The organism is Dyadobacter sp. BHUBP1, from assembly GCF_050587785.1.
In the GTDB taxonomy this organism is placed as follows: domain Bacteria; phylum Bacteroidota; class Bacteroidia; order Cytophagales; family Spirosomataceae; genus Dyadobacter.
In genome coordinates, this window is record NZ_JBOBIH010000001.1 from 986,373 (window position 1) to 1,010,881 (window position 24,509).

19 protein-coding genes are annotated in these 24,509 nt (G+C 49.6%); 6 read left to right on the forward strand and 13 right to left on the reverse strand.

Translation table 11 applies throughout. The features are described 5' to 3' along the window. Positions 1 to 176 precede the first annotated feature (176 nt). From ACQ4MZ_RS04115 to ACQ4MZ_RS04125, 3 genes are all read left to right on the forward strand, one after another. The gene (locus ACQ4MZ_RS04115; protein WP_430843228.1) at positions 177 to 2,642 is read left to right on the forward strand and encodes a TonB-dependent receptor domain-containing protein; all 2,466 of its coding nucleotides are present in this window, start codon (positions 177 to 179) and stop codon (positions 2,640 to 2,642) included. A 137-nt stretch (positions 2,643 to 2,779) separates the two neighbouring features. Further along, positions 2,780 to 3,229, forward strand: coding sequence for a response regulator (locus tag ACQ4MZ_RS04120; RefSeq protein ID WP_430843230.1), 450 nt, complete (start codon positions 2,780 to 2,782; stop codon positions 3,227 to 3,229). A 51-nt stretch (positions 3,230 to 3,280) separates the two neighbouring features. Continuing rightward, entirely contained in the window at positions 3,281 to 5,680 is a 2,400-nt protein-coding gene (locus ACQ4MZ_RS04125; RefSeq protein WP_430843232.1) for a PAS domain-containing sensor histidine kinase, read from the forward strand. On the opposite strand, the gene ACQ4MZ_RS04130 is transcribed toward ACQ4MZ_RS04125, so the two are convergent. Genes ACQ4MZ_RS04130 through ACQ4MZ_RS04140 form a run of 3 tightly spaced genes read right to left on the reverse strand, consistent with a single transcriptional unit; the run spans position 5,659 to position 9,010 of the window. Then, positions 5,659 to 6,549, reverse strand: a complete 891-nt coding sequence (locus ACQ4MZ_RS04130; RefSeq protein WP_430843234.1) for a DMT family transporter — start codon at positions 6,547 to 6,549, stop codon at positions 5,659 to 5,661. The two genes, ACQ4MZ_RS04125 and ACQ4MZ_RS04130, sit on opposite strands and share 22 nt — an antisense overlap. Positions 6,550 to 6,558: 9 nt before the next feature. After that, positions 6,559 to 6,768, reverse strand: a complete 210-nt coding sequence (locus ACQ4MZ_RS04135; RefSeq protein WP_430843236.1) for a YwbE family protein — start codon at positions 6,766 to 6,768, stop codon at positions 6,559 to 6,561. Between the two features lies 1 nt (position 6,769). Further along, positions 6,770 to 9,010, reverse strand: a complete 2,241-nt coding sequence (locus ACQ4MZ_RS04140) for an FUSC family membrane protein (RefSeq protein WP_430843238.1) — start codon at positions 9,008 to 9,010, stop codon at positions 6,770 to 6,772. A gap of 245 nt (positions 9,011 to 9,255) precedes the next feature. Between ACQ4MZ_RS04140 and ACQ4MZ_RS04145 the strand changes: the two genes are divergently transcribed. Beyond that, entirely contained in the window at positions 9,256 to 9,849 is a 594-nt protein-coding gene (locus ACQ4MZ_RS04145) for an HPP family protein (RefSeq protein WP_430843802.1), read from the forward strand. A gap of 53 nt (positions 9,850 to 9,902) precedes the next feature. On the opposite strand, the gene ACQ4MZ_RS04150 is transcribed toward ACQ4MZ_RS04145, so the two are convergent. The 3 genes from ACQ4MZ_RS04150 to ACQ4MZ_RS04160 all read right to left on the reverse strand — a co-directional run bounded on the left by ACQ4MZ_RS04150 (position 9,903) and on the right by ACQ4MZ_RS04160 (position 12,804). Further along, positions 9,903 to 10,427, reverse strand: a complete 525-nt coding sequence (locus tag ACQ4MZ_RS04150) for a ferritin (protein WP_430843240.1) — start codon at positions 10,425 to 10,427, stop codon at positions 9,903 to 9,905. Between the two features lie 111 nt (positions 10,428 to 10,538). Beyond that, positions 10,539 to 10,886 (reverse strand): hypothetical protein, encoded by a 348-nt coding sequence (locus ACQ4MZ_RS04155; protein ID WP_430843242.1) that lies wholly within the window; start codon positions 10,884 to 10,886, stop codon positions 10,539 to 10,541. A gap of 247 nt (positions 10,887 to 11,133) precedes the next feature. After that, complete coding sequence (locus ACQ4MZ_RS04160) at positions 11,134 to 12,804, reverse strand: glutamine--tRNA ligase/YqeY domain fusion protein (RefSeq protein ID WP_430843244.1); 1,671 nt, start codon at positions 12,802 to 12,804, stop codon at positions 11,134 to 11,136. A gap of 104 nt (positions 12,805 to 12,908) precedes the next feature. Between ACQ4MZ_RS04160 and truA the strand changes: the two genes are divergently transcribed. Next, positions 12,909 to 13,658, forward strand: a complete 750-nt coding sequence (gene truA / locus ACQ4MZ_RS04165; RefSeq protein WP_430843246.1) for a tRNA pseudouridine(38-40) synthase TruA — start codon at positions 12,909 to 12,911, stop codon at positions 13,656 to 13,658. Here truA and ACQ4MZ_RS04170 read toward each other — a convergent pair. From ACQ4MZ_RS04170 to ACQ4MZ_RS04185, 4 genes are all read right to left on the reverse strand, one after another. After that, on the reverse strand, positions 13,648 to 15,243 hold the full coding sequence (locus tag ACQ4MZ_RS04170; protein ID WP_430843248.1) for an aldehyde dehydrogenase (NADP(+)): 1,596 nt from the start codon (positions 15,241 to 15,243) through the stop codon (positions 13,648 to 13,650). The genes truA and ACQ4MZ_RS04170 overlap by 11 nt on opposite strands. Positions 15,244 to 15,346: 103 nt before the next feature. Continuing rightward, on the reverse strand, positions 15,347 to 16,309 hold the full coding sequence (locus tag ACQ4MZ_RS04175; RefSeq protein ID WP_430843250.1) for an AAA family ATPase: 963 nt from the start codon (positions 16,307 to 16,309) through the stop codon (positions 15,347 to 15,349). A 56-nt stretch (positions 16,310 to 16,365) separates the two neighbouring features. Continuing rightward, positions 16,366 to 17,739 (reverse strand): foldase protein PrsA, encoded by a 1,374-nt coding sequence (locus ACQ4MZ_RS04180; protein WP_430843251.1) that lies wholly within the window; start codon positions 17,737 to 17,739, stop codon positions 16,366 to 16,368. Between the two features lie 95 nt (positions 17,740 to 17,834). Further along, positions 17,835 to 20,126, reverse strand: coding sequence for a peptidylprolyl isomerase (locus ACQ4MZ_RS04185; protein WP_430843253.1), 2,292 nt, complete (start codon positions 20,124 to 20,126; stop codon positions 17,835 to 17,837). 345 nt (positions 20,127 to 20,471) lie between these two features. Here ACQ4MZ_RS04185 and ACQ4MZ_RS04190 point away from each other — a divergent pair, with 345 nt between their 5' ends. After that, on the forward strand, positions 20,472 to 20,954 hold the full coding sequence (locus ACQ4MZ_RS04190) for a hypothetical protein (RefSeq protein WP_430843255.1): 483 nt from the start codon (positions 20,472 to 20,474) through the stop codon (positions 20,952 to 20,954). Positions 20,955 to 20,969: 15 nt separating this feature from the next. On the opposite strand, the gene gloA2 is transcribed toward ACQ4MZ_RS04190, so the two are convergent. The 3 genes from gloA2 to ACQ4MZ_RS04205 all read right to left on the reverse strand — a co-directional run bounded on the left by gloA2 (position 20,970) and on the right by ACQ4MZ_RS04205 (position 24,453). Next, positions 20,970 to 21,359: an SMU1112c/YaeR family gloxylase I-like metalloprotein gene (gloA2, locus tag ACQ4MZ_RS04195; protein WP_430843257.1), complete on the reverse strand. Its 390-nt coding sequence runs from the start codon at positions 21,357 to 21,359 to the stop codon at positions 20,970 to 20,972. 42 nt (positions 21,360 to 21,401) lie between these two features. Further along, complete coding sequence (locus ACQ4MZ_RS04200) at positions 21,402 to 22,607, reverse strand: acyltransferase family protein (protein ID WP_430843259.1); 1,206 nt, start codon at positions 22,605 to 22,607, stop codon at positions 21,402 to 21,404. Positions 22,608 to 22,734: 127 nt separating this feature from the next. Next, positions 22,735 to 24,453, reverse strand: a complete 1,719-nt coding sequence (locus tag ACQ4MZ_RS04205; RefSeq protein WP_430843261.1) for a GMC family oxidoreductase — start codon at positions 24,451 to 24,453, stop codon at positions 22,735 to 22,737. Positions 24,454 to 24,509: the final 56 nt, after the last annotated feature.

The following is a 24,509-nucleotide window of genomic DNA, read 5'->3' on the forward strand; positions in this document are numbered from 1 at the left end:
GGCTTTGTGTGGATCTGCAAAAAGACTGCAAAGGTACAAAAATCCGACGGAGCCTCGGAACGTCGGGCGGAAAGTTCATTTTAATATATCATTACAGTAGAGTAAAACGGGAAGGTAAACCGGTTTGTATGGGTAGCAATTTTTAAAAGCATTTGAGAAAATATTACAACATAAGAATGACTATTAAAAGCAGTTTGAAGAAGGGCTTCCGTTCGCGGAAGTTGCGTGGTTTTGTGGGGTTTGCATGGATTCTCGGGATGTTGGGAATGATGCCCGCCGTGGCGCAGAATAATGGGAAATTAAAGGTTACAGGCAAGATAGTCGACGGCGCAAGCAATGCGCCGCTGGGCTATGCGAGCATCCGGCTCTTCAAAACAACCGACAGTTCGTTCGTCTCCGGTGCGATTACCGACGAGACGGGTGGGTTCATAGTAGATATCTCCGCCGGTACCTATTATGCATTGTCGGAATTCATCGGTTATAAACCCAATTATACTACTAATATAAAAGTGAGTGCAGCTAATTCTCCGCTGGACCTGGGCTCGATCAAAGTGGCGGCCTCGGCCCGAACGCTTGACGAAGTGACTGTCCAGGCAGAGAAGAGTTCGATGGAATTATCGCTCGACAAAAAGATATTCAATGTTGGGAAAGACCTGGCAAATGCGGGTGGTACTGCGGTGGACATCCTGACTAATGTCCCTTCGGTAGCGGTGGATGTTGAAGGGAATGTAAGTCTGAGGGGAAGCGGCAACGTGCGCATTCTTATCGACGGCAAACCTTCCGGTCTGGTCAGCATTAAAGGCGCGAGCGGACTGGCGCAGTTGCAGGGCAGCATGATTGAGCGCGTGGAAATCATTACCAATCCATCGGCACGTTACGAAGCCGAAGGTATGGGCGGTGTGATTAATATTGTTTTGAAAAAAGAGCGGAAAGAGGGCATTAACGGCTCGTTCGATATTATTACGGGCCATCCTACCAACTTTGGCGGCGCCGCGAATGTGAATTACCGGAAGAAGAATCTCAATTTCTTCATCAACTACACCATGTCGTACCGGAATACTCCCGGCAAAAATTACGTATACCAGGAGGTTTACCGCAATGATTCAACATTCATCATGGAGCGGGATATGAAAAGTAACCTGAAAGGTATGGCCAACAGCGCCCGCGGCGGTATCGACTATTATTTCAATTCCAAAAACGTCCTCACTGGCGCCTACACGTGGCGTACCAGCAAGGGAAAGCGATTTTCGACACTCAATTACCGCGATTACCTGTCGAACCTCAATAACATGATGAGCTACACGCGCCGGACCCAGGATGAGACTGAAACGGAGCCGAACTCGGAGTATGCACTAACGTACAAGCGGACATTCAACCGGAAAGGGCAGGAGTTTACCGCCGATGTGCGTTACCTCGACAACTGGGAGGATTCGGACCAGTATTACCATGAAAATGTATACAAACCGGACGGCAGCCCGTCAGGCATTCCGCCGTTGTTGCAGCGAGCGGTGAACTATGAAACGGAGAAACAATTGCTTTTCCAGGCCGATTATGTACATCCTTTCGGAAAAGACGGCAAGATCGAGGCAGGGGGAAGGAGCAGCTCACGGGACATGACCAACGATTACACCGTCACACAGCAGAACAGTGATGGCGGCTGGGTAGCGTTGCCCGGGCTTACCAACGATTTCCTTTATGAAGAGAATATCAATGCATTGTACGGTATGGTCGGCAATAAAACCGGTAAGTTTTCCTACCAGGGAGGTCTTCGGGCGGAATGGACCGGCGTGACCACTACATTAAGAAACACCAACGAGGTGAACGCCCGCAAATATGCCAATCTCTTCCCAAGTGTGCATGTGACTTACGATTTTGCCAAACAGAATGCCTTTCAGCTGAGTTATAGCCGCCGTGTCCGCAGGCCGCAATACAACGATCTCAGTCCGTTTGCGACTTACAGCGACAACCGCAATTATTGGAGCGGCAATCCCGACCTGAACCCGGAGTTTACCAATGCATTCGAGTTCGGTCATATCAAATACCTGAACAAAGGCTCGCTGACGTCATCGATCTACTACCGTCATACCAACGGCAAGATTATCAGCATCCGCACCGTGCAGGACGATGGGAGCTCCTACACCCGTCCAGAAAATCTGGGAACGGAAGATGCCTACGGTGCCGAGTTTGCCGGCTCATTTAATCCATACCCCTGGTGGAAACTCGATGGAAGCGCCAACTTTTTCCGTGCGATTACCGACGGAACCGGTGTGGACGAGGACTTTAAAAGCGATACATACAGCTGGTTTATCCGTACGATGTCGCGTTTTACGCTCTGGAAAAATACCGATGTGCAGTTGAGAGGAAACTATGAAGCACCGCAGCAAACCCCGCAAGGCCGCCGGAAAGCACTGGCAACGCTCGACCTGGCCGCGACGAGAGATATTCTGAGAGGAAATGGCACACTGACGCTCACCGTAGTAGATGTTTTCAATTCCAGAAAGTACCGGTCGATCACCGAGGGGGGCAACTTCTACACCCGTAACACCTCCCAGGGACGTCTGAGGCAGATTAATCTTACCTTAAACTACCGTTTGCATCAGGCGAAGAAGAAGCCGAAAGAGAGCCTGGAAGGCGAGTTTTAATGTAAATTAAATTTACTATACGGTTTTTATTTCCTACCTTGTATATCCTTACTCTGGAATTGATTGCTACCGTACCTCGTTTAGGTTGAATGTATGAGCAACGTATATGTTATTTCATGAATACTTAAATTCAGGTTATGAGCACAAAACCAAATAAATCTATTTTCCTGGCCGACGACGATGAGGACGATTGCCTGTTGTTCGAGGACGCGCTCAGGGAAGTGAGCACTTCGACCGAGCTGATGACGGCGAGCGACGGGGTGGAGCTGATCGACCTGATGGAGAAAACGGTACCGCCTCCGCCGGACGTCATTTTTCTGGATCTGAATATGCCCCGTAAAAACGGTTTTGAATGTCTGGATCTGATCCGGCAAACCAAAGCCTGGGCGCACATACCGGTGGTAATTTTCTCTACCACCGGACAAGAGGAAATGGTACGGAAGGTGCATGAAAAAGGCGCCAACTTCTTTATTCGCAAACCAGGGTCATTTCCCAAGCTGAAACAGGCTATCAAACAAATCCTGGATATCGACTGGACCAAGCACAGCTGGACACCCGCGCCAGAAAACTTCCATTATCACTATTGACTTCTCACGGCTTGTCCACCTATTTTTGAAATATATTTTCCGTGAAAGCAGGTGGGCAAGTCGAAACAACTCAATCAGCATATTTCCGAAAATGGCGAAGATCACCCTGAACAGGTGGGTCGGGTCGAGTATGCGGGCGAAAACAAGTTTTGGAACACCGTGAAGCAGGCTCCCGTGGGAATGATGATCCTGCGCGGGGAGGACTTCGTGGTGGAAATGGCCAATGACGCCTATCTGCAAATCGTTGACCGCCTGGAGCAGGAGTTCGTTGGGAGACCCCTTTTTGCTGGGCTTCCCGAAGTGCGTGATTACGTAGAGCCGATCCTTCTCCGTGTTTTGCGCACAGGTATTGCCTATCACGGCAACGAGTTCGAAGTGACGATCCGCCGTTTCGGACAGCCGGAGCGTTGCTATTTCAACTTTGTATATCAGCCGCTTTTTGAAGAGGACCCGGAGCATCCGTCCGGGATTATCGTCGTGGCTACAGAGGTAACTCAACAGGTCTTGTCCAAGCAAGCCTTGCAGCGCAGTGAAAATCAATTCCGGAACCTCGTCACGCAATCGCAGTTTGCGAAAGCCATTCTCAAAGGCCCCGAACTGGTGGTCAGCATTGCCAATGAAAGCATGCTCAAAATCTGGCGGCGCAGGCTGGACGAGGTCGAAGGGAAAAGGCTCGCCGATGTTTTTCCTGAATTGAAGAGTCAGAAATTCCTGACGCTTTTACAGGAAGTATATCAAAGTGGTAAAATCTACAGAGAAAATGAGGCGATCGTTTATGTCGACGGTCCGGGTGGTTTGAAAAAGCACTACCTCGATTTTCAATATGCGCCCATATTTGAAATTGACGGCAGCGTGTCCGCCATAATGGCCTCGGTGAACGACGTAACAGACAAGGTGACTTTACGGCAGCAGTTCGCCGAGACTGCCGACCGGCTTTCGCTCGCCACCGACGGAACGCGTCTCGCTACGTGGGATCTGAATATCCAGACGAGGGAAGTCATTCATTCGGGAAGGCTGGCAGTGATTTTAGGATATAGTGAGGACACTGTGCTCACCCACGCTGAAATGCGCGACAGAGTGCATCCCGAGGACCGGCAGGCTATTGTTGAAAAAGCATTTAAAGTTGCGCTCGAAACTGGTATTTACTATTATGAGGCGCGGGTTATCCACCGGGACCAGTCGGTTCACTGGATACGGACGCAGGGAAAGGTGTTTTTTGACGAAGGGCATGTGCCGCTGCGGATGCTTGGGACTATGATGGATATTACGGACCGTAAGGAGTCGGAGCTCGCACTGAAAACCAGCGAGGGCAAATTCAGGACTCTCGCGGATTCGATGCCGCAGTTTGTTTGGACCGCCGATACTCAAGGGAATATTACCTATTTCAACCGGTCACTGCTCGATTATTCCGGGTTTTCGGCGGAAGAAATAGAAAAAGAAGGCTGGTTGCCTCTCGTGCATCCCGACGACGTGGCCGAAAGTGTAAGGCTATGGATCGAATCGATCACGGCGGGCACCGAATACCTCTTCGAACACCGGCTGAAACGTGCCGACGGCGAATACCGGTGGTACCAATGCCGCGCGATTCCGCAGCACGGCGCCGATGGCACGATCGAAATGTGGGTGGGGACGAGTCTGGATATTCATGATAGCCGCCTGTTTATTGACCAACTCGAAACAAAAGTGCAGGAGCGTACCCAACAGCTTCAGGTAGTCAACAACGAGCTCGTGCGCACGAACATGGAGCTAGCGCAGTTCGCGTACGTAGCCAGCCACGATTTGCAGGAGCCGCTTCGGAAAATCCAGACATTTGCCACACGTATTCTCGAAACCGAGAAGGACAATCTTTCGGATCGGGGAAAGGACTACTTCAACCGGATGCAGGCGTCGTCCACGCGAATGCAGCAGCTGATCGTCGATTTGCTGGCGTTTTCCCGAGCCAATGTGGCGGAAAAGCACCTTGAGAGCGCTGATTTGAACCAGGTGTTGCAAAATGTAAAAGATCAGTTAGGCGACCTTATTCAGGCCGAGAATGCGGTCATTACGAGTGACGCGCTTCCTGTGCGCGAGGTGATCGTGTACCAATTCGAGCAGCTCTTTATGAACCTGATTGCGAATGCGCTCAAATTCATCGGCCCCGGCAGGACTCCGGTGATCGAGATCCGTTCGGGAGAGGTGCCGGGCGCTGCTATTCCGCTTGCGGGGGCTGACGCTGGCCGCTTGTATCAGTATATTTCATTTGCCGATAACGGCATTGGCTTTGATCCACAGTATAAAGACCGCATTTTTCAGGTATTCCAAAGGCTACACAGCCGCTCGGCTTATGAAGGCACCGGCATTGGTTTGGCGATTTGTAAAAAGATTGTGGAAAACCACAAGGGGCTGATCGACGCCATCGGCAAGCCGGGCATCGGATCGACATTTATTATTTACCTGCCTATCGAATCCTGATCGCGAGTAGTGGCTGGCTTTTTGCGACCGGTGTACGTAATAGCAATGCCGATGAGGATAACCACACCGCCGCTGATCATTTGCACGGTTATTTTCTCTCCAATAAAAATCCAGGCAAAAACTCCCGTAACAATCGCCTGGCTCAAAAGACTGAGTGAAACGCTTTTGGCATCCATTTGCTTCATCGCTGCATTGATCGTCAGCCAGCCGATGAGCTGGCAAATCAATCCCTGGACAACAAAAACACTCCAGATTACCGGTTCGAAATGCCAGACAGGCTGGTCGAAAATGAGGCATATGGCAAAAAGATAAATGCTCGACACGGCCATACTGATCGTCATAAAGCTGACAATATCGATTTTGTTCAAAACCGTTTTACTGATGAGCATGTACGATGCGTAAAGCACTCCCGAGAGCATTGCCAAAGCAAAGCCCAGGTCAAATTTCATGGTCATAAATGTCTCGGTGCCAATTAGAATGACCATTCCAATAAGCGCTACGAGTGTACCAAGCCAGAAGCGTGGGGCGGGCTTATCGGGCAGAAACAGAAACGTTCCTACGCCCACCCACACGGGTGAGAGGTTTGTTAGCAGCGTAGCCTGCGTGGCATTGGAATAATGAATGGAGAGATTCCAGACTGCTATGTCACTCGCAAAAATGATCCCGCAGAGCACGATAGGAAACCAGAGCGCACTGCCGGGTAATGTGAATTTCCTGCGAAACAACACATAAGGCAGCAGGAACAGCAGTCCGAGCAACATCCGGTAAAATGCAGAACTAACGCCCGACACCGGTGCCCATTTCACCAGCACCGGGAAAATACTGATGCTAATGATGCCGATAATCAGGTTAACGCGGGGATTTGACATAAACCGGGGCTAATCTTCGGTTTCAACGATCTTTACTCTTCCAATTTCACCTGATTCCAGGCGCACTTTGATACCATGGGTGTGCACGGGCGCCTTCGTGAGGATGTCTTTCACAACGCCCTGCGTCAGTTTGCCGCTTCGTTGATCTTTTTTGAGAACAATGGAAACAGAGAGCCCAGGCGCGATATTCTTTCTTTCGGTTCCTGATAATGATGGCATGTCAAGCAGCTTTCGCAGTTTTAATTTTTTGAAGAATCTTGATTTCGTCAATTGAAATGGTGCTGATCAGCTCGAACAGCCCATTGATCGTTTTCAAATCGGATAACATTTTGCGCACCGGAGATTGATCGGCCTTTTCAATCCCCAGTTCCTTGATTTGTTTCTTGCGATCGGCGAGCAATTCGAGTAGCCGCTGATTTTGTGGTAAAGATTCCCGCACGATTTCAAGGCTGTTACCGGTTTTCCCGTCGATAATGTCCATCGCAGCCTGTAACTGGCGGTCGATTTGCCGGGTCATCATTTCAAATTCAACTGAAAATTCCAGGTATTCCAACGTCTGTGCGTAAGTTGAAAGCGAGGCAATGTAGGAGGTGAGCATATGGCTCGTCGCGACGAACTGGTGATACTCTTCCATATTGAGCTGCTGGCGCTTGGGTTCGGAAAGCATTTTTTGAAAGTTGTCCGAAAGGTTGGCCATCGCAATGATCGCATTCTTTCTTAGTAATTTCAATTCGTTGATATCCAGTTGTTTTCCAGTGAATTTGGCGGCTACGATATCAAAATACTTCCGGTTCGCATCCAGCGCCTCTTTCATATACTGCTTGATCTGCGAATGCTCCCAAACCGGCAGAACGTAGGAAGAAATAATATAGGCAATCAGCGAGCCGATCACGGTATCCACCACGCGGTCCTGCAGAACATTGGTCACATGCTCCGGGTTAAGAAAATGGAACGACAAGATTACATACAAGGTAATGCTTGTGGATGCCACGAAGTAATTGATTTTTAGGAAACTGTATGCCAGTATCATCGAAATCATCATCAGGATGAATAGCGGCGTGCTCTCCTGGATCAGGTAGAGCAGCAGAAATCCTATGACTACGCCCAGTATGGTGCCGCCGATCCGGTGGATGTTTCGCTGTTTGGTAATGCTGAAAGCCGGTTTCAGGATTACGGCGATCGTCAGCAAGATCCAGTAACCATGACCCACATCGAAAAAGAGCGACGCAATATATCCTGACAGCAACCCCAGCGTCACCCGAACCGCATGCCGGAAATGGCTCGATTTGAGTGAAAGGTTATCGAGCAGAATGCGCGGGTGGTAGTCCTGCTTGGGCGTAAAATCCTCGGCTTCGACAGTCAGCTTATAGTCGTTGCTTACGTCCGCTTCATACTTTGTAGCACGGTGCAGCTTTTTCACGCGCTCGGTGACGTCCTGCAAGCTATTGAGGATTTGCCGGAGCATGATGAAATCCTCCATATTATCATGGTTCATCTTATGCTCACGCATGCGCTCGAATGCCCGCTGGCATTTGTTGAACGCCTCGTCGAGGTCGTGGCGTGGGTGGGAGGCGTAACCGCTCTGCACCGCCAGGCCGATCTGCTGTATTTCGGCAGCAAGCCAGGTAATGTACGTCCCGAAAAGCCGCAAGACCTTCGTATGGTCGAATGCGCGGTGCAGGTTCGCGTAGTTTTGCTGCGAATTGAGTATCCTTTCGAAAAGATCGATGCTGTCGAGAAACATCAGCATCAATATCCGGCTTTTGGTCGTAGATTCCGTGACGATTTCCCGGGTTTTGAACAGAATCTCACGCAGGTTTTCGTGGTTTTCGCGGAGGATCACTTGCTGGTGCACCATCCGGTTGAACAGCTCATCGTAGTCGGGATTGGCGAAATAGTAATCGGCTTTGATGGACAGCAGTTTGCCCAGTTCTACAAAGTTCTCTCCCAAAAGCTGCTGAATGAGCTTGTAGGGAAGCAGTTTTTGTAAAACCATAAACAATATGAAGTACCAAATCCCGCCGGCCGAGAAGATCGCAGCGGTTCTCAAAACCATGTCGCCGCTGAGGTGGTCATCAATATTAAATACAAAAACGAGCAGCGAAATCAGCCCGATGCTATTCACGCGGTTGCCATATACGCCGACGAGCGAGAAAAACATCCCGAATACAATGATTTCAAGAAATATAATGAAATGGAAATGCCGTAGGTACCCCGTGACGCAGGCTACGACAAAGCATGTTACAATAGCGACGAGCAGGGCATTGCGTCTTCTGTGGTAGGGGCCGGGGTTGTCGGTACCGCCGATGAGCAGTGTGCCGAGCGGAAAGGCGATCCAATCGCTCAACATGCCGTAGTGATGAAAAATCAGGCTAGGGATGATCGTCCCGAGGGTTAGGCGTACACCGGTCGACAGGTAATGGCTGGAAATAAACTTTTTGAACTCGTCGAGATAATTCATGGAATCAAGTCACGGTGTGTTATTGCAATACTACTATTTTAAATTTCGCAACCCAACAAAAGGCGTACCAAAATTTAATGGCCGCCCAGGGGGCTCTATCCGTCCGGGGTGGGCCGTTTTTTATATATTTGGAAGGGATTAGGAGAGAGGAACCCGAGGAAATTTGGAATCTTTCCGTAATTTACGAACCATCGCGATCCCGTTATAGTTCTATTTCTAATGCTACTTCAACCAAAAGCTTTCCTATTTTGAGAAAAAGGATTAAACGTAACGCAAGATTGGTTCGTTACGTCGTCTACAAAGAGACTCTGATTGATTTCAAAGACCATTTCTGGACCTTCATCGGTTCATTCCTCGGCATCGGTCTCATTGGCCTGCTCAACGACAAACAATTCGCCGATTCTGATTCGCTATTCCTGATCGGTTCCTTCGGAGCGTCTTCGGTACTCATATATGGGATCGTGAACAGTCCGCTCGCGCAACCGCGCAACCTCATAGGGGGGCACGTGCTATGCGCGCTCGTGGGGGTGACGGTGCACAAAATTATTCCCGACCAGGTATGGCTCTCGTCGGCTTTTGCAGTTTCGATATCTATTGTTTTAATGCAGGTGACCAAAACCCTGCATCCGCCCGGTGGCGCTACGGCGCTGATTGCAAATATCGGTTCGGAAAAGATCAAGGCGCTGGGTTATATGTATGTTTTGAACCCAGTGCTGAGCGGTGTTTTAGTGCTTCTTTTTGTGGCTGTGATGGTGAACCGTTTTGCGGCGCACCGAAAATACCCGGCCAACCGAAACTGGTACAAAGTGTGGGAACGCAAGTATTTCACCAGGGTTTAAAACAAAAATAGCTGCTCTTCCGGGCAGCTATTTTTGTAGATAAGAAATTGGTATTATTCTTCGGAACCGATTTTGCCGATCGCCTTGTCGATCACATACAAACCTGTTCCATCTTCGCCAATTACATCGAAAAGCTCGATCGCGCGGCGTGCATTGTCTTCTTCTTCAATCTGCTCACTCACGAACCATTGCAGGAAGTTTTCAGTCGCGTAGTCCTCTTCTTTACGTGCAGCTGTAACGATGCGGTTGATTGACTGGGTTACGGCGATTTCACTTTGAAGTGCTGTTTCGAATACGCTTTTGAAGGTAGGGTATTCCTGTTTTACGCCTGAAACTTCAGGGGAGATCGCCGTGCCGCCTACTGTCATCAGGTAGTTGAAGATTTTCAGCATGTGGGTGCGTTCTTCGTCGGATTGGTGCATGAAATACTTGGCGCTGTGCTTGAAACCGTTGCGGTCGCACCATGAAGCCATAGCGAGATATTTAGCGGAAGCCTCAGCTTCCATCTTCACCTGGTTGTTCAAAAGTATCTCTATTTCCTCTTTAAGGGAAGTACGTGCTCTAAGTAAGTCTTTCATGATTTTGCCTGTTTATTCGTGTATTAACAAGTGCAAATATCATGCGAAAGTTCATGAATCCAAATCGTTTTAGAAATTTGGAACCGGTCTAATGTAGTCTGAATGAGTAATTTAGACTAATTCTTGTTCTGTGAAGAGAACTTCGTGAAGCATGGAATTAAGCTCGATCGCGAAGTGCGTTCCGTTTACCAGCTCACGTAATTGGATTACTTCGCAAAGGGTCATTTTGTGGCCCATGTTAAGGCGGGGCACCTCAACGAACTCATAGTCAGATTCGTCCGACAGGTCGAAAATTTTGCTGCGAATGTCGATGCTGTTGATAAACCGGCGGAAATTCAAAAAATCCAGGATTTTAAAAGGAGCTTTGATATCGCCAAAGTGAAGGATAATACGGGAAGTTAAATCACACTGTACGCTGTAACCTTTAGCGGTACTGAACAATTCATTCTGGGTATTCACTGACAGCAAGATTTGAATCGTGGAAATTGTTGCACAAAGATAAATCCAAACTTCTTTTCAAGCAAGTTTATTTGTAAGCAATCTAATTAAATGGATTCAAATGAAATCAATCAATCAACCACCGTCGACTTAAGTCGACGGCAAGAAGATCAATTTATGGAGATCATTTGAAAAGATTTGAAATGCAGGGTCTCAATCCTGGGCCGTCGACTTAAGTCGACGGGAATCGGGAATAGGGAAAATAGAATTAATTTCCAGCCTTTGCCCAGTTATCGCGCAGGGTCGATGTTCTGTTGAATACCAGCTTATTGGCGGTGCTATCCGGGTCTTTGGCAAAGTATCCTTTTCTTAGGAACTGGAACGATTCGCCTTCTTTCGCTTCCAGCAATGCCGGTTCGGCATAGCCGGTGATCACGTGCAATGAGTCAGGGTTGAGGTAGTCCTTGAAATCACCATCCTCCGATGACGGATCTTCCACGGAGAACAGGCGGTCGTACAAACGCACTTCGATTTCCGCGGCGTGTGCAGCGGAAACCCAGTGCAAGGTCCCTTTCACATTAATGCCGGTCGTATCCTGGCCGCTCTTGCTGTTTTCAATATAAGTGCAGCGCACCTCGGTGATTTCGCCATTTTCGTCTTTTACGAAGTCATCACATTGGATAATGTAGGCGCCCTTGAGGCGGACCATTTTGCCCGGCGCCAGGCGGAAGTATTTCTTTGACGGTACTTCCATGAAATCTTCTTTTTCGATGAAAATCACACGGCTGAACGGAATTTCGCGGTTGCCGGTTGAAATATCTTCCGGGTTGTTTTCGCTGTGGCACATTTCGGTTACGCCTTCCGGGAAGTTGGTAATCACTACTTTCAATGGATCGAGCACCACCATCCGGCGCAATGCCTGCTTGTTCAAATCCTCGCGAACGCAGAATTCTAACAAACCTACATCTACCATATTTTCACGTTTCGCAACGCCAATGCGGTCGCAGAAATCGCGGATGGCGAATGCGGTGTACCCGCGACGGCGCATTCCGCTGATGGTCGGCATACGCGGATCGTCCCAGCCGCTTACGTGTCCTTCCTGCACCAGTTGCAGCAATTTGCGTTTGCTGGTAACGGTATAATTGAGGTTACGCCGGGCAAACTCATATTGATGTGATGGATAAATACCCAGTTTTTCGATCAGCCAGTCGTATAGCTCGCGGTGTGGCGCGAATTCCAGCGTACAGATCGAATGCGTAACGGTTTCGATGGCGTCACTTTGCCCGTGCGCGAAGTCGTACATCGGATAAATGCACCATTTGTTGCCTGTACGGTGGTGATGCGCGTGCTTAATGCGGTATAGAATCGGATCGCGCATGAGCATATTGATGTGCGCCATGTCGATTTTGGCGCGCAGGGTACGGCTTCCGTCGGGGAAGTCGCCATTTTTCATTTGTTCGAAAAGTGCAAGGTTCTCCTCCACGCTGCGGTTGCGGTAGGGGCTGTCCTTGCCTGGCTCGGTAGGCGTTCCTTTCAGCGCCGCGATTTCTTCGGACGTAGAGTCATCTACATAAGCCAGACCTTCATTAATCAGCTTGATTGCATAGCCGTATAGGGTATCGAAGTAATCGGAAGCATAGTTCTCATTCTCCCATTCAAAACCAAGCCAGCGGATGTCGTTCTTGATATTCTCAACGTATTCGGTGTCTTCGGTCACCGGATTGGTATCGTCAAATCGCAGATTGGTATAACCCGGAAATTTCTTGGTCAGACCGAAATTCAGGCAAATGCTCGTAGCATGCCCAATGTGCAGGTAGCCATTAGGTTCAGGGGGAAAGCGTGTAATAATCCGGGTATATTTTCCTGATTGCAGGTCAGCGTCAATAATCTCCTCGATAAAATTCAGGCTTTTCTCTTCTTTTTTCTCTTCCGTAATCATACTAAAATGAAATTTTCCAATTTTCAAAGTTAACCTTCTTCCTGCAAATTCCGCAACCGGGCCGTTGAAATCGTAAATCCGGAGGTTTGGCTTAATTTTGCAAAATGCGCTATTTCCTAGAATTCAGCTATCGTGGCACGGCCTATAACGGCTGGCAAAAACAGAACAATGCATTGGGCATCCAGCAAGTGCTCGAAGAGGCCCTCGGCAAAGTGCTGAGAATGCCCGTCGAGTTAACCGGCAGCAGCCGTACCGATGCCGGTGTCCATGCAGAACAACAATTTGCCCATTTTGATTTAACTGAGGCGGTTGCTGACGCCGACCTGCTGATTTATAAGCTGAATGCATTGACTCCCAAAGATGTAGCGGTTCAGCGCATTATCCGCGTGAGCGATGAAATACATTCCAGGTTCGCAGCCACGTACCGGAAGTACGAATACCGCATTACCTATCACAAAAATCCCTTTCTGACTGACCTGGCCACTCTAATGCGGCGAAACCTCGACGTGGCTCTAATGAATGAAGCTGCTGCATTGCTGCTTGTTCACAATGATTTCGAAAGTTTCAGCAAGATCCACACGAATGTCAGCAACTTCCGATGCACCATCACCGAGTCGCGGTGGGTGGAATCCGGTGAAATGCTGGTGTTTCATGTCAAAGCGAACCGCTTTCTGAGAGGGATGGTACGTGCGCTGGTGGGAACAATGCTGGAAGTGGGCCGCCACAAGATGACAGTCGCCGATTTTGAGCAGATAATTCTTTCACGTAACAGAAAAAATGCCGGAGCACAGGCCCCGGCAGAAGGTTTGTTTCTGGTGGAAGTCGGTTATCCCGAATCGCTGTTTAACGAATAGCTTCTTTGGTCTGAACATTATTTACCAGCCTGAAAATGCGCAGCGGGTTACTGTTTTTCAGTTCATCAGGTAAAAGTGCGTCCGGCCAGTTCTGGAAGGACTGCGGCCGTACGAACCGCAGGATCGAGTGCCTTCCTACCGATGTGAATTTGGAATCCGCCGTGGCCGGGAATGGCCCGCCGTGATGAATGGACGGGCACACTTCCACGCCGGTCGGCACGCCGTTCATGATAAACCGGCCGGATATTTTCGCAAGTTGACGCACGATTTTAGGATAACGGGCTACCTCAGCTTCTTCTGCGATCAATGTGGCTGTAAGCTGGCCTTTCAAATGCGCGACTGCCTCGTACAACTCGTCGGTATTCTCGCAGACAATCAGCAGCGAGAACGGCCCAAAAACTTCTTCGTGCAATTTAGGATTAGCAATGAAGTTCTTCCCTGAAACCAATGCAATGGATGCCTCCGCCTGATTTTGACCCTCCGAATGGATATCGGAAATCGCCAGTGCCGAAACTTCCGGCTGCTCCAATGCCTCCCCGCGTAGTTTATAATAGGTTTTGCAAATCCCTGCTGTCAGCATGGTGGCCGAAGGCGTACGCAGGATTTCAGTTTTATAGGCATCCTGAAACGCTTCCAGCCCCTCGGATTTTGTAATAAACACTAATCCCGGATTGGTACAAAACTGCCCCGCGCCGAGACTTACTGAGCTGGCCAGTGTTTTTCCGAGCTGTACCGCATTGTTTTTCAGATATTGAGGCAAAACCACGATAGGATTCACGCTCCCCATTTCAGCAAAAACCGGAATCGGCTCCTCGCGCTCCTGTGCAAGTCGGTACAGCGCCATTCCGCCGCGGTATGAGCCCGTAAATCCGACAGCCTTACTTGCGGGATGCTTCACCAATGCCGTCCCGACTTCAAATCCATCATCATACAGCATTGAAAACGTTCCCTCAGGCATACCTGTGCGCTCGGCTGCACGCACGATCGCCTGCGCGGTGAGGTCGCTTACGCCCGGATGGGCGGGGTGTGCTTTGACAATCACCGGGTTACCCGCCGCCAATGCGGGTCCGGTATCCACGCCGGCTACCGAATAGGCGAATGGAAAGTTGCTGGAACCAAACACGATGACTGGCCCGACAGGTACCAGCATTTTACGAATATCGGGTTTCGGGACCGGCGAGCGGTCGGGTAGGGCGGTGTCGATGGAGGCTTCCACCCACGAACCTTCGCGCAGAAGTTCCGCAAACTGGGTAAGCTGGTTGATTGTGCGGGCGCGTTCGCCTTGTAGTCGGGCAATAGGTAATCCCGTTTCCTGGCCGGCCCGCTCGATCAGTTGGTCGCCCAGTGCAAGGATTTCTTCGGTAATGGCGATCAGAAAGGCTGCGCGCTCAACTGCCGGTACTTGCGAGTAGCTGTCGAATGCCTTTTCGGCCAGGACCATTGTTTTATTTACTTCCTCGATAGTCGCACAGTGGAAAGTTTCAGGAAGGTAGTTGTCTGCCGCCGGAGCGTATGCCATAAACTGCCTTTCACCTTCAGACGAAAGAGCGTACCCTATGAAGTTTTTGCCTTGAATGGTCGTCATTGTGATGATGTGGAATGATTGGTTTGCCTTAAAAAAACAAAAGTTTGTGCCATCCGCGAACGACACAAACTTATAATGTTGAAAAAGTAAATTCTTACTGGTTTTAAAGTAGCCTTCCGATAATATCGTCGACAGAAATACCTTCTGCCTCGGCCTTGAAATTGCGGATAATGCGGTGGCGCAATACCGGCAATGCAACGGCTTTCACATCTTCGATATCCGGCGAATATTTTCCCGAAAGCAATGCATTGCATTTTGCGGCCAGAATGAGCGATTGTGATGCCCGCGGGCCAGCGCCCCATTCGAGGTAGTCGTTGGTGTCTTTGATAGCCAGACTGCCCTTCGGACGCGTTTTGTGTACCAGTTTTACTGCGTATTCAATCACATGGTCGGTCACCGGTACGCGGCGTACCAGGTGCTGGAAATCGGTGATTTCTTCCGAGCTGATCACCTTCTTAACCTGGTACCGGTTATCGCTGGTAGTGTTCTTGACGATATTTACCTCCTCGGCATACGAAGGGTAATCGAGCTGGATCATAAACATGAAACGGTCGAGCTGCGCTTCGGGCAGGGGATAGGTACCTTCCTGTTCGATCGGGTTTTGGGTAGCAAGTACGAAAAACGGCTTATCGAGTGGATGTTTGGCGCCCGCAATGGTTACCGAATATTCCTGCATCGCTTCCAGCAACGCCGATTGCGTCTTGGGCGGCGTCCGGTTGATCTCGTCGGCAAGGATAATATTCGCGAAAATGGGGCCTTTGATGAATTTGAAATTCCGGTTTTGATCGAGTGTTTCAGAACCGAGAATATCGGAAGGCATCAAATCGGGCGTAAACTGGATCCGGTTGAAGTTCAGGTCGAGTGAAGACGCGATGGTTTGGATCAGAAGCGTTTTCGCGAGCCCCGGAACGCCCACCAACAAACAATGTCCCTGGCAAAAAATGGCGGTGAGCAATCTTTTAACAACTTCATCCTGTCCGATAATCACATTTCCGATTTCACTCCGGATTTTATCATAAGCTACTTTCATAGCTTCGGCAGCTTCTACGTCCGATGAATACTTCACGTTATGTTTGGTTAGATTTTCACTCGTTAAAAGCAATGATTACCGCCGTTTTACCGCTATAAATCGTCGGCGTTGGCGGCCAGCCCAAGTACTTTGCAATTTCTGTATTCGGGTTCGATGCTAATGTAAACGTCGCCCTGCGCCTTTTTGAACCACTCTTCCAGCGCGTTGTTACGCTTGTTGCTGAGTACAATCTGCGCCATCTTTTCGTAGTCGTCGTGCAGGTTGGCCGTATGCGGTTCTGATTTGCTTTTATACCAAAGGATACGCATGGCGCTACTGCCGTCTTCAAGCCGGTACGAAATAGGCATACTCAAATCACCCACTTTCATGGTATCGATCGCGAAGTAGAGCGCCGGATCCATGGAAGCGTCGAGCGTCAGCTTGGATTGTCCGGTGCTTCTGTCTTGTATAAGTCCACCCGATTCGGCAGTTTCCTTATCGTCGGAGTTGTCCAAAGCGGCTTTCGCGAATTTTAATGAGTCACTTTTAATGAGCGTGCGGAGGCTATCGAGCGCGCGGGTAGCCGCGGTCATATCCGTGCCCTTGTTGTAATCGGGGCGGAGCAGGATGTGCCTTGCGTGGTATTCTGCACCTCTTGTTTCTAGGAGTTTGATGAGGTGGAAACCGAACTGGGATTCAACCACACCCGACATTTCACCGGGTTTGAGTGCCAATGCGGCCCCTTCAAACTCCGGTACCATTGCTCCGCGCTTGGCAAAGCCTAGGTCGCCACCTACTTTGGCCGATCCCAAATCCTCCGAATAAATCTGCGCCAGCATGGCAAAGTCTTCGCCTTTTTCAGCGCGTGCTTTCAGGTCCAGCAGTTGTTGTTTCAGTTTTTCTTTCTGCTCACGGGTTACTGTTCCTTTTTTGACGATATGGCCAACCTCCACTTCCGAGGGAATGTAAGGCAAGCTGTCTTTGGGAATAGAGTTGAAGAATTTGCGTACTTCCGCCGGTGTGATTTTAACATTGCCGGAAATCGTCTGCTGCATTTTCTCGACGATTTTCTGGTCCTTTACCTGCTGACGAAGTTCATTTTTGAGGTTTTCAATGCTTTTGCCGTAGGCTTCCACAATGTTTTTTTCCGAACCGAAGCGCTGGATCATGTAATTCATCTTCGCATTCAGTTCGCCGTCCACTTGCTTGTCTTCGACGGTCACCGAGTCAATTTCCGCTTTGGCAAGGAGCATTTTGTTGATGATGAGGGATTCCAGCAGTTGGCATTTCTCAGGCGCCTGCCGCCCTTCGGCCTTGTACTGGTTATACATGTCTTCCAGCTCCGAATTCAGGATGTAGTGGTTGTCGACCCTGGCGATGATCTTGTCCAGGCTCACTCCCTTCTGACCTTGTCCGTAGCTTATCACGCTGATCAGCAGCATGAAAGCGGCTATCAAATGAGCCCCGATCCATTTATTTACTTTCATATTTTTCCTTGTATGCTGATTTGGATTATTGCGGGTTTTATTGAATTAAACTCCTAAAAATGAAACAGATTCAATTTATAAATGCTAAAATACGGCTAACGCTTAATTTTTTCTAATTCCTGCGCGTTGACTTTAACCGGGAATTTCTCCTGCAACCTGGCCAGCCATTGTTTTTCGAGTTCTTTCTGGTAATCGTTAATCACCGTTCCACGCGCCTCCGCGAATGTTTTAGGGCGAGGCGGATCAATCTTCGCCACATTCGCCCACAAGACGCTACCGGCGCTGGTTACCGTCTGCTCACCCGACTGCCATTTGAAACCTGCGAACAGTGGATCTGCCTTTGGAAAATAGCCTTCCCGGATCGTCACCGAGCCCGGGGCGTCAGCATTAAAAACCTTTTCAACGTCGCTTTTCGACTGGCTGTAAAACTGGAATGCCACCCTTCGGTTGCGCTCTTGCTCGGCCGATTGCCTGAAAGAACCGTAGTCTTTTTCTATGATACGCAGAATTGGGATGTTTCGTGCATTTAAATATTTCACAACATTGCGGGCGCGGGTCGAAGAAATGATTTCCGGCTCGTCGGCAGAACGGTATCCGGCGATCTCGACCACATAATCCGCATTTTTTTCCATGATAATATAAAGGTCATTCAGCGCTTCCAGCTGCTGATTGCCGATTTCGGCGGAATTGACGGGGAATAACAGTTCCTTCGACTTTCTTTCCAGCTTGTAGGGACTGGTAGCTAAGGTTTTTTTCACGCTGTTCAAAGTTTGCGTGTCTTTCGCCGTTACGATGGTCGCGAATGCGCGTTCGGGATAGTTATAGCGCGCCTTGTTCCGCTCATAAAAACTACGCTGTCCGGTGGAGTCTGAGAGCGAGCGCTGCCAAACCTGTTCTTCCATAATTTGCGAAAGCAATACACCTTCGCGGATTTCGTTCATAAGACTACGGAATTCCGGGTTGGTTTCCTCCAAATGCTCCTTTTCATATTCCACGAGTGATTCGGTGAGATAATCATTGTAATAGCGACGGAAGACAATCGCCGGAGAGGCGTCTTTCGGGCGTGGCGTCTGTTTGCGTTTCACGTAGTTCAGGAACGACAATGCGTCGTAAGGCCGCTGTTCAATGCGGAACAGGGTAACAGTCGACCAATCGGCAGAAACGGCGCGTTGGTAATCCCATTTGCCCACCCGCAATGTGCTATCCGCCAATGCTGCAACCTGCTGCCACTGATCTGCGGCTTCCTGCACGGCATATTTCTCGCGCAGCCGTTTTGCATTGGCCTGCTCGATCACCTTGCCGCGCGAATCGGTTACGACTTTCTTGCGGAGCGATGGTGCCATATTAGCCAGCGTTTCAATCGGGCGTTTTTCGACCAGACGGATAATGTGCCAGCCGTACATCGTCAGCACTGGTTTCGAGTAGGATTGTATGCGGGTCAGCGCAAATGCGGCCTCTTCGATCTCCGGCACCATCTGGCCGGTGCCAAACAACGGTAGCAGCCCGCCATTTTTTCTGGATTCGCGGTCGTCGGAATACTTATCGACTACCGTATTCCATTCGGTACCGTTTTGTAGTTGCGTATATGCCTCCTCGATCCGGGCTTTGGCCGATTCTTTCTGAGCCGCCGTGCCTGCCGTATCTACCTTTACCATGATATGCGCCACGCGCACCATGCCGCGGTTGGTCCGACGATCGTTGACTTTAATAAGGTGGTAACCCGCTTTTGTCCGAACCGGTTGTGATATTTTGCCAACGGGCAATGTGTAAGCTGCGGTTTCGATCGGGTAAAGCGTCTGGAAAGCCGTGAAGTAGCCCAAATCGCCCTTGGTAGTCTTTGCGGCAGGATCTTTGGAGAAGCGGGCAGCCATATCGGCGAAATCCGAACCTTCTTCGAGGCGGCCGCGGAGGGCAATCGCGGCGCGGTAGGCTTCGAGCGTGTCCGCAGGTGAAGCGTCCTCAGAGACACCGATCAGGATATGCGACGCCCGCACTTCCTGTTTCAGGCGGTTGTAGGCCTCGTTGGTTAGCTTTTCGACCAATTCTTTATCCACAAGGTGGTTTTTTGCCAATTGGTCGCGATAGGAGGCTATTTCCTCGCGGTAATCGAGTGTGGTATCTTTTCCTTCCGATTTTGCTTGAAGTACTTTGATTTTCAGATCGGTATAAAGCGGAAGGTATTCTTCCGGGGTTAATGCCTTGGTCGAATCGGATGCGAACTTGTTTTTATTGTAAGAATCCTGGTAATCATCGAGGGAGAATTGCTCTTTTCCAATTTCAAGAAGCGGCTGAGTTTCGGCTACTACTTGCTTCGGTGGGGCCGTAGTTTTACACGCGCTGACAAGAGAAATCGTAATGAGACCAATATGAAATTTGATTTTGGACATATTCAGAATTTGTATTAGGCTTTCGCTGCTCAATAAAAACCGCGATAGCGCTCAAATATTGTAAAGCCAGCAAAGTTAGCGGCTTTCTGGTCAGGACAAAAAAATGCACTCCGGTATGTGGTTTGCACGCTCCCCATTTCCCCATTTCACAGGCGACAGCTATGGCAAAATTTGCCCACAAAACAGTGCTGATTTTGTACCTGGTATTTTGAAAAAAGTTTATTAAACCGATTTTATGACTTAAATGGGAAATACTGTTTAAATACCGGTAAATCAAGAATCAGGAACTAATTCGGGTACAATTTTTTAAGAACTTCTTCTACAAAGTTTTAACGTTTACAGCATATGGAGGAGAGCAAAGGCAAAGAGTTCATTCAGATGATCAGGGCATTATGGAATGAGCAGAAGAAGAGGGAGGTCCTGTATCTGGAAGCATTGAAAATGGACGGTATGGGCCCGTTCAGGCGGGTGCTAAGCCAGGGACATCTCAGTGCCGTTTTGTTTCAGAAAGAAATCCGTGCTGTATACGATTATTTCAAGTGTTTCCTCACCGATAAGGAGCTGGCAGATCAGAACCAGTTCACTTCCCATACCTCCATGCAACTGCTGGAAAATGCAAAAGGCAGAGAGGAAGTAGCTTCCTGCCTCAAAAGGATTGAAGCGGCTACTATTCAACTCTACAAATCGCTCCGGCATTATCTTGACCGCGAACCTGAGGCGCAACGCCTGATGGACGAGCACCTTACGCGCACTTCGGAATTCTATGAAATGCTTTGCAAACTGGAATCAGGCAACCAACGCAGCTATGGTCTCACGGCAGCTGCCTGATCTTGTTCTCATCCGTTAAATTTCATACAACTCAATGGGCAGATCGTCGGGGTCTGCGAAGAACGTGAATTTTTTTCCTGTAAACTCGTCAATCCGGACCGGTTCCGGAAAAATGCCCTTTGCATTCAAATCGGCAATAGCATCTTCCACGTTTTCCACTTTGAAAGCAATGTGCCTGAGCCCGCAAGCCTCCGGGCGCGAAACGCGCGCGGGCGGTGACGGAAAGGAAAACAATTCGATAATGTACTGACCATTCAGCGAAAGATCGAGCTTGTAGGAGTCGCGTGCCTCGCGGAAGACTTCCCGGTCGATGGTAAACCCAAGTACCTCTGTGTAAAACTGTTTCGACTTTCGATAGTCGGAACAAATGATTGCGATATGGTGTACGGCTTGAAGTTTCAGCATGTGAAAAATAGTTGAGAATAACCCCAAAGATAGGGGCGTAGCTCAGATCTTGATGAAAATCTTCTTTTTGTACATCCACCGGAGGATCAACCATTCTGTCAGAAGGATCAATGTCCCACTCACGAGCGAAGCATAACCTTCCCCAAAAACTGCGTCGTAATGCTGCCCCAAATGGATTTTGAATGACTCTCGGATAAAACTACCAAGCCCATCGGCGATCACATAAGCTGCAATCGAATTGGTACCGATCACGATCAGTGGTAAAAACCATGATTTCAAATCTTTCACGTCCACCACAAAATAGAATGCAGAAAGGAGCAAAAACGCACAACCGCCGCTGAACAGCGTCCAGGCGGGTGTCCAGATGCGCTTCACGATCGGGTTAAGGCCTGTGAAATGAAATGCCAGGGCGAGTACCAGAAGCACTGCGGCTGTAATCAGGAAGCGTTTTAACAGCAACGTCGACGACGTTGCCGATTTGAGCCATTTGCCGGCGATCAAACCTAATGTCATAGTTCCCAATGTGGGAATGAAGCTTAGCGTGCTGTAACCGCCGCGGTTGAACTCGAACGGTTTTTCGCGCGGGAAGAGGTTCAGGAACCACCGGTCGAATGCCCAGGCCGCATTGGTATTTTTGTTCCAATGCGCTGCGAAGCCTTTGAGGTTATGTTCCCAGTCGGCCGTGGTACCGGTTTGCGACCAGTCGAAATCGGGGCCCGGAAGCGGATATAATGCAAAGAAGGCTGCATAACCCACTAAAATCACCGCTAATACCCCCCAGACCAGAGCGTTCCGTTGAATCTTTTCTGAACCGAATCCTAATGCAAAGAGAATGGGGTATCCGAGACCTATTTGTGTCAACGTATCTTCAAATGTAAAGTTGGTTTGCTCCGAATGCATCGAACGCAGGAAAATGCCCAGCAATATCAGTACCAGCGACCGCCGGATCGTGTGTGCCCACATCATCGTCACCGATTGATTCTTGCTCACGCGGCTGGCCATAGAATAGGGGAGCGCCACCCCGACGAGGAACGAGAAGGAGGGCTGTATCAGGTCGTGCAGTGAGCATCCTACCCAGGGAACGTGGCTCTGGTGGAAATCCAGAAATGCCCAGAATGCACTTTCGGGAAAAGCCTCGGCCACTTTGCCAAGCCGCAGCACTTCGGCCATCATGAGGAACATTACAAATCCACGGTAGGCGTCGACCGACGAAACACGTTGGGGCGGCAGGGTAGCGGTTTCTTTCAAAGCAATGCGGTTTAGGGAACGTTTTACAGGCAATACTGATAAATGGGCGGAAAGGGTTACACCCAAAAAGAAAAAACCTCGCAGGATTTACCTGCGAGGTTTTTATAGCGATGCGGATCAGCGCCCGTTATACATTCATCTTTTTGAGCTCCTTCACAGCGTGGTCGGCTGCGCGCGCGGTCATCGCCATGTAGGTCAGCGACGGGTTCACGCAGGATGCCGAGGTCATGAACGATCCGTCGGTAACATAAACGTTCTCGGCGCCCCAAACCTGGTTGTACTTGTTCAGAACGGACGTTTTTGGGTCGTTACCCATGCGTGCCGTACCCATTTCGTGGATACCGATACCCGGGTGTTTCGATTCGTCGTTGTACGGCGTCACGTTTTTCAGACCCGCCGCTTCGAGCATTTCAGCAGCATCGTTCATCATGTCCTGACGCATTTTCTTCTCGTTTTCACCATAAGCCGCATCAAAAACGACTAGCGGAAGCCCCCATTTATCTTTTTCCGTGGCGTGCAGCGTGAAGCGGTTTTTCTCGTCAGGGATCATTTCACCGAAACCACCGATATTCATCGTCCATCCGCCGGGCTGCGACATTTGTTTTTTGAAATCAGCACCGAAACCGTCGGTTCCTACGCCACGGCCCCAGCTTTCGCGGCTTGCACCACCCTGGTAGCCAAACCCGCGCACGTAATCACGCTTGTCGTTGCCCCAGTTACGGTAGCGTGGAATATAGATACCGTTCGCGCGGCGTCCGAAATAGTATTTGTCTTCGAAACCTTCCACATCTCCTCGCGCACCGACAGCCAGGTGGTGGTCCATGATGTTACGGCCTAGTTGATCGCTGTCGTTACCTAATCCGTTCGGGAAGCGTTTTGATTTCGAGTTCATCATAATCGATGTCGAAGCGATTGCCGACGCATTCAGGAAGATGATTTTAGCAAAATACTCCTTGGTTTCAAGGGTATTCTGGTTGATCACGCGTACACCGGTCGCCTTATTCAGCTTATCATCGAAAATGACTTCTGAAACGATCGAATCCGGGAGCAATGTGAGGTTGCCTGTTTTCTGCGCTGCGGGCAATGTAGCCGCTTGCGTGCTGAAATAGCCGCCATACGGACATCCGCGCATACACATGTTACGGAATTGGCACGCCGCGCGGCCGAGCTCGGTATGGAATGCTTGCGGCTGCGTAAGGTGCGCGGCACGGCCCATGATGATGTGGCGGCCGGCAAATTTCTTCTCTACTTCGCCTTTGACGTGCTTTTCCACACAGTTCATCTGCATCGGGGGCAGGTAATGGCCGTCTGGAAGTACGTCGAGACCATCTTTGGCACCGCTGATACCCGCGAATTTCTCCACGTAATCATACCATGGTGCGATGTCGGCGTAACGGATCGGCCAGTCTACACCAATGCCTTCTTTGGCATTCGCTTCAAAATCAACCGGGTTGAGACGGTAGCTCTGACGGCCCCACAGCAAGGAGCGGCCACCAACGTGGTATGCACGGATCCAGTCGAATTTACGGGTTTCCAGGTAAGGATTTTCTTTGTCGTTTTCGAAGAGGTAACGGTGCTCTTCGTTGGCAGTGTAGCCTGTACGGATACCTGCCCAGTATTCCTCTTTCGCCACGGTAGTAACCCTGCCGCGGTGTTCGAGCTCCCACGGTGCGAGAGTAGCAGTTTTATAATCTACAATATGCTTAATGTCCCGGCCCCGTTCGAGCATCAGTACTTTCAAACCCTTCTCGGTCAGTTCTTTTGCGGCCCATCCGCCGCTTATACCCGAACCCACCACAATTGCGTCGTAAGTGGCTTGTTTTGTTGCTTTTATGTTCAGATTCATGATGAATATGCTTCAAAAAATTTTAGAATATGGCCGTGGCGGCCCTTACATGATTG

What these genes read in the sequence shown, in the direction of transcription:
- ACQ4MZ_RS04115 (WP_430843228.1), top strand. Translation starts at nt 177, where the DNA reads ATGACTATTAAAAGCAGTTTGAAGAAGGGCTTCCGTTCGCGGAAGTTG.
- ACQ4MZ_RS04120 (WP_430843230.1), top strand. Translation starts at nt 2,780, where the DNA reads ATGAGCACAAAACCAAATAAATCTATTTTCCTGGCCGACGACGATGAG.
- ACQ4MZ_RS04130 (WP_430843234.1), bottom strand. Translation starts at nt 6,549, where the DNA reads ATGTCAAATCCCCGCGTTAACCTGATTATCGGCATCATTAGCATCAGT.
- ACQ4MZ_RS04135 (WP_430843236.1), bottom strand. Translation starts at nt 6,768, where the DNA reads ATGCCATCATTATCAGGAACCGAAAGAAAGAATATCGCGCCTGGGCTC.
- ACQ4MZ_RS04140 (WP_430843238.1), bottom strand. Translation starts at nt 9,010, where the DNA reads ATGAATTATCTCGACGAGTTCAAAAAGTTTATTTCCAGCCATTACCTG.
- ACQ4MZ_RS04150 (WP_430843240.1), bottom strand. Translation starts at nt 10,427, where the DNA reads ATGAAAGACTTACTTAGAGCACGTACTTCCCTTAAAGAGGAAATAGAG.
- ACQ4MZ_RS04160 (WP_430843244.1), bottom strand. Translation starts at nt 12,804, where the DNA reads ATGATTACGGAAGAGAAAAAAGAAGAGAAAAGCCTGAATTTTATCGAG.
- truA (WP_430843246.1), top strand. Translation starts at nt 12,909, where the DNA reads ATGCGCTATTTCCTAGAATTCAGCTATCGTGGCACGGCCTATAACGGC.
- ACQ4MZ_RS04170 (WP_430843248.1), bottom strand. Translation starts at nt 15,243, where the DNA reads ATGACGACCATTCAAGGCAAAAACTTCATAGGGTACGCTCTTTCGTCT.
- ACQ4MZ_RS04180 (WP_430843251.1), bottom strand. Translation starts at nt 17,739, where the DNA reads ATGAAAGTAAATAAATGGATCGGGGCTCATTTGATAGCCGCTTTCATG.
- ACQ4MZ_RS04185 (WP_430843253.1), bottom strand. Translation starts at nt 20,126, where the DNA reads ATGTCCAAAATCAAATTTCATATTGGTCTCATTACGATTTCTCTTGTC.
- ACQ4MZ_RS04190 (WP_430843255.1), top strand. Translation starts at nt 20,472, where the DNA reads ATGGAGGAGAGCAAAGGCAAAGAGTTCATTCAGATGATCAGGGCATTA.
- gloA2 (WP_430843257.1), bottom strand. Translation starts at nt 21,359, where the DNA reads ATGCTGAAACTTCAAGCCGTACACCATATCGCAATCATTTGTTCCGAC.
- ACQ4MZ_RS04205 (WP_430843261.1), bottom strand. Translation starts at nt 24,453, where the DNA reads ATGAATCTGAACATAAAAGCAACAAAACAAGCCACTTACGACGCAATT.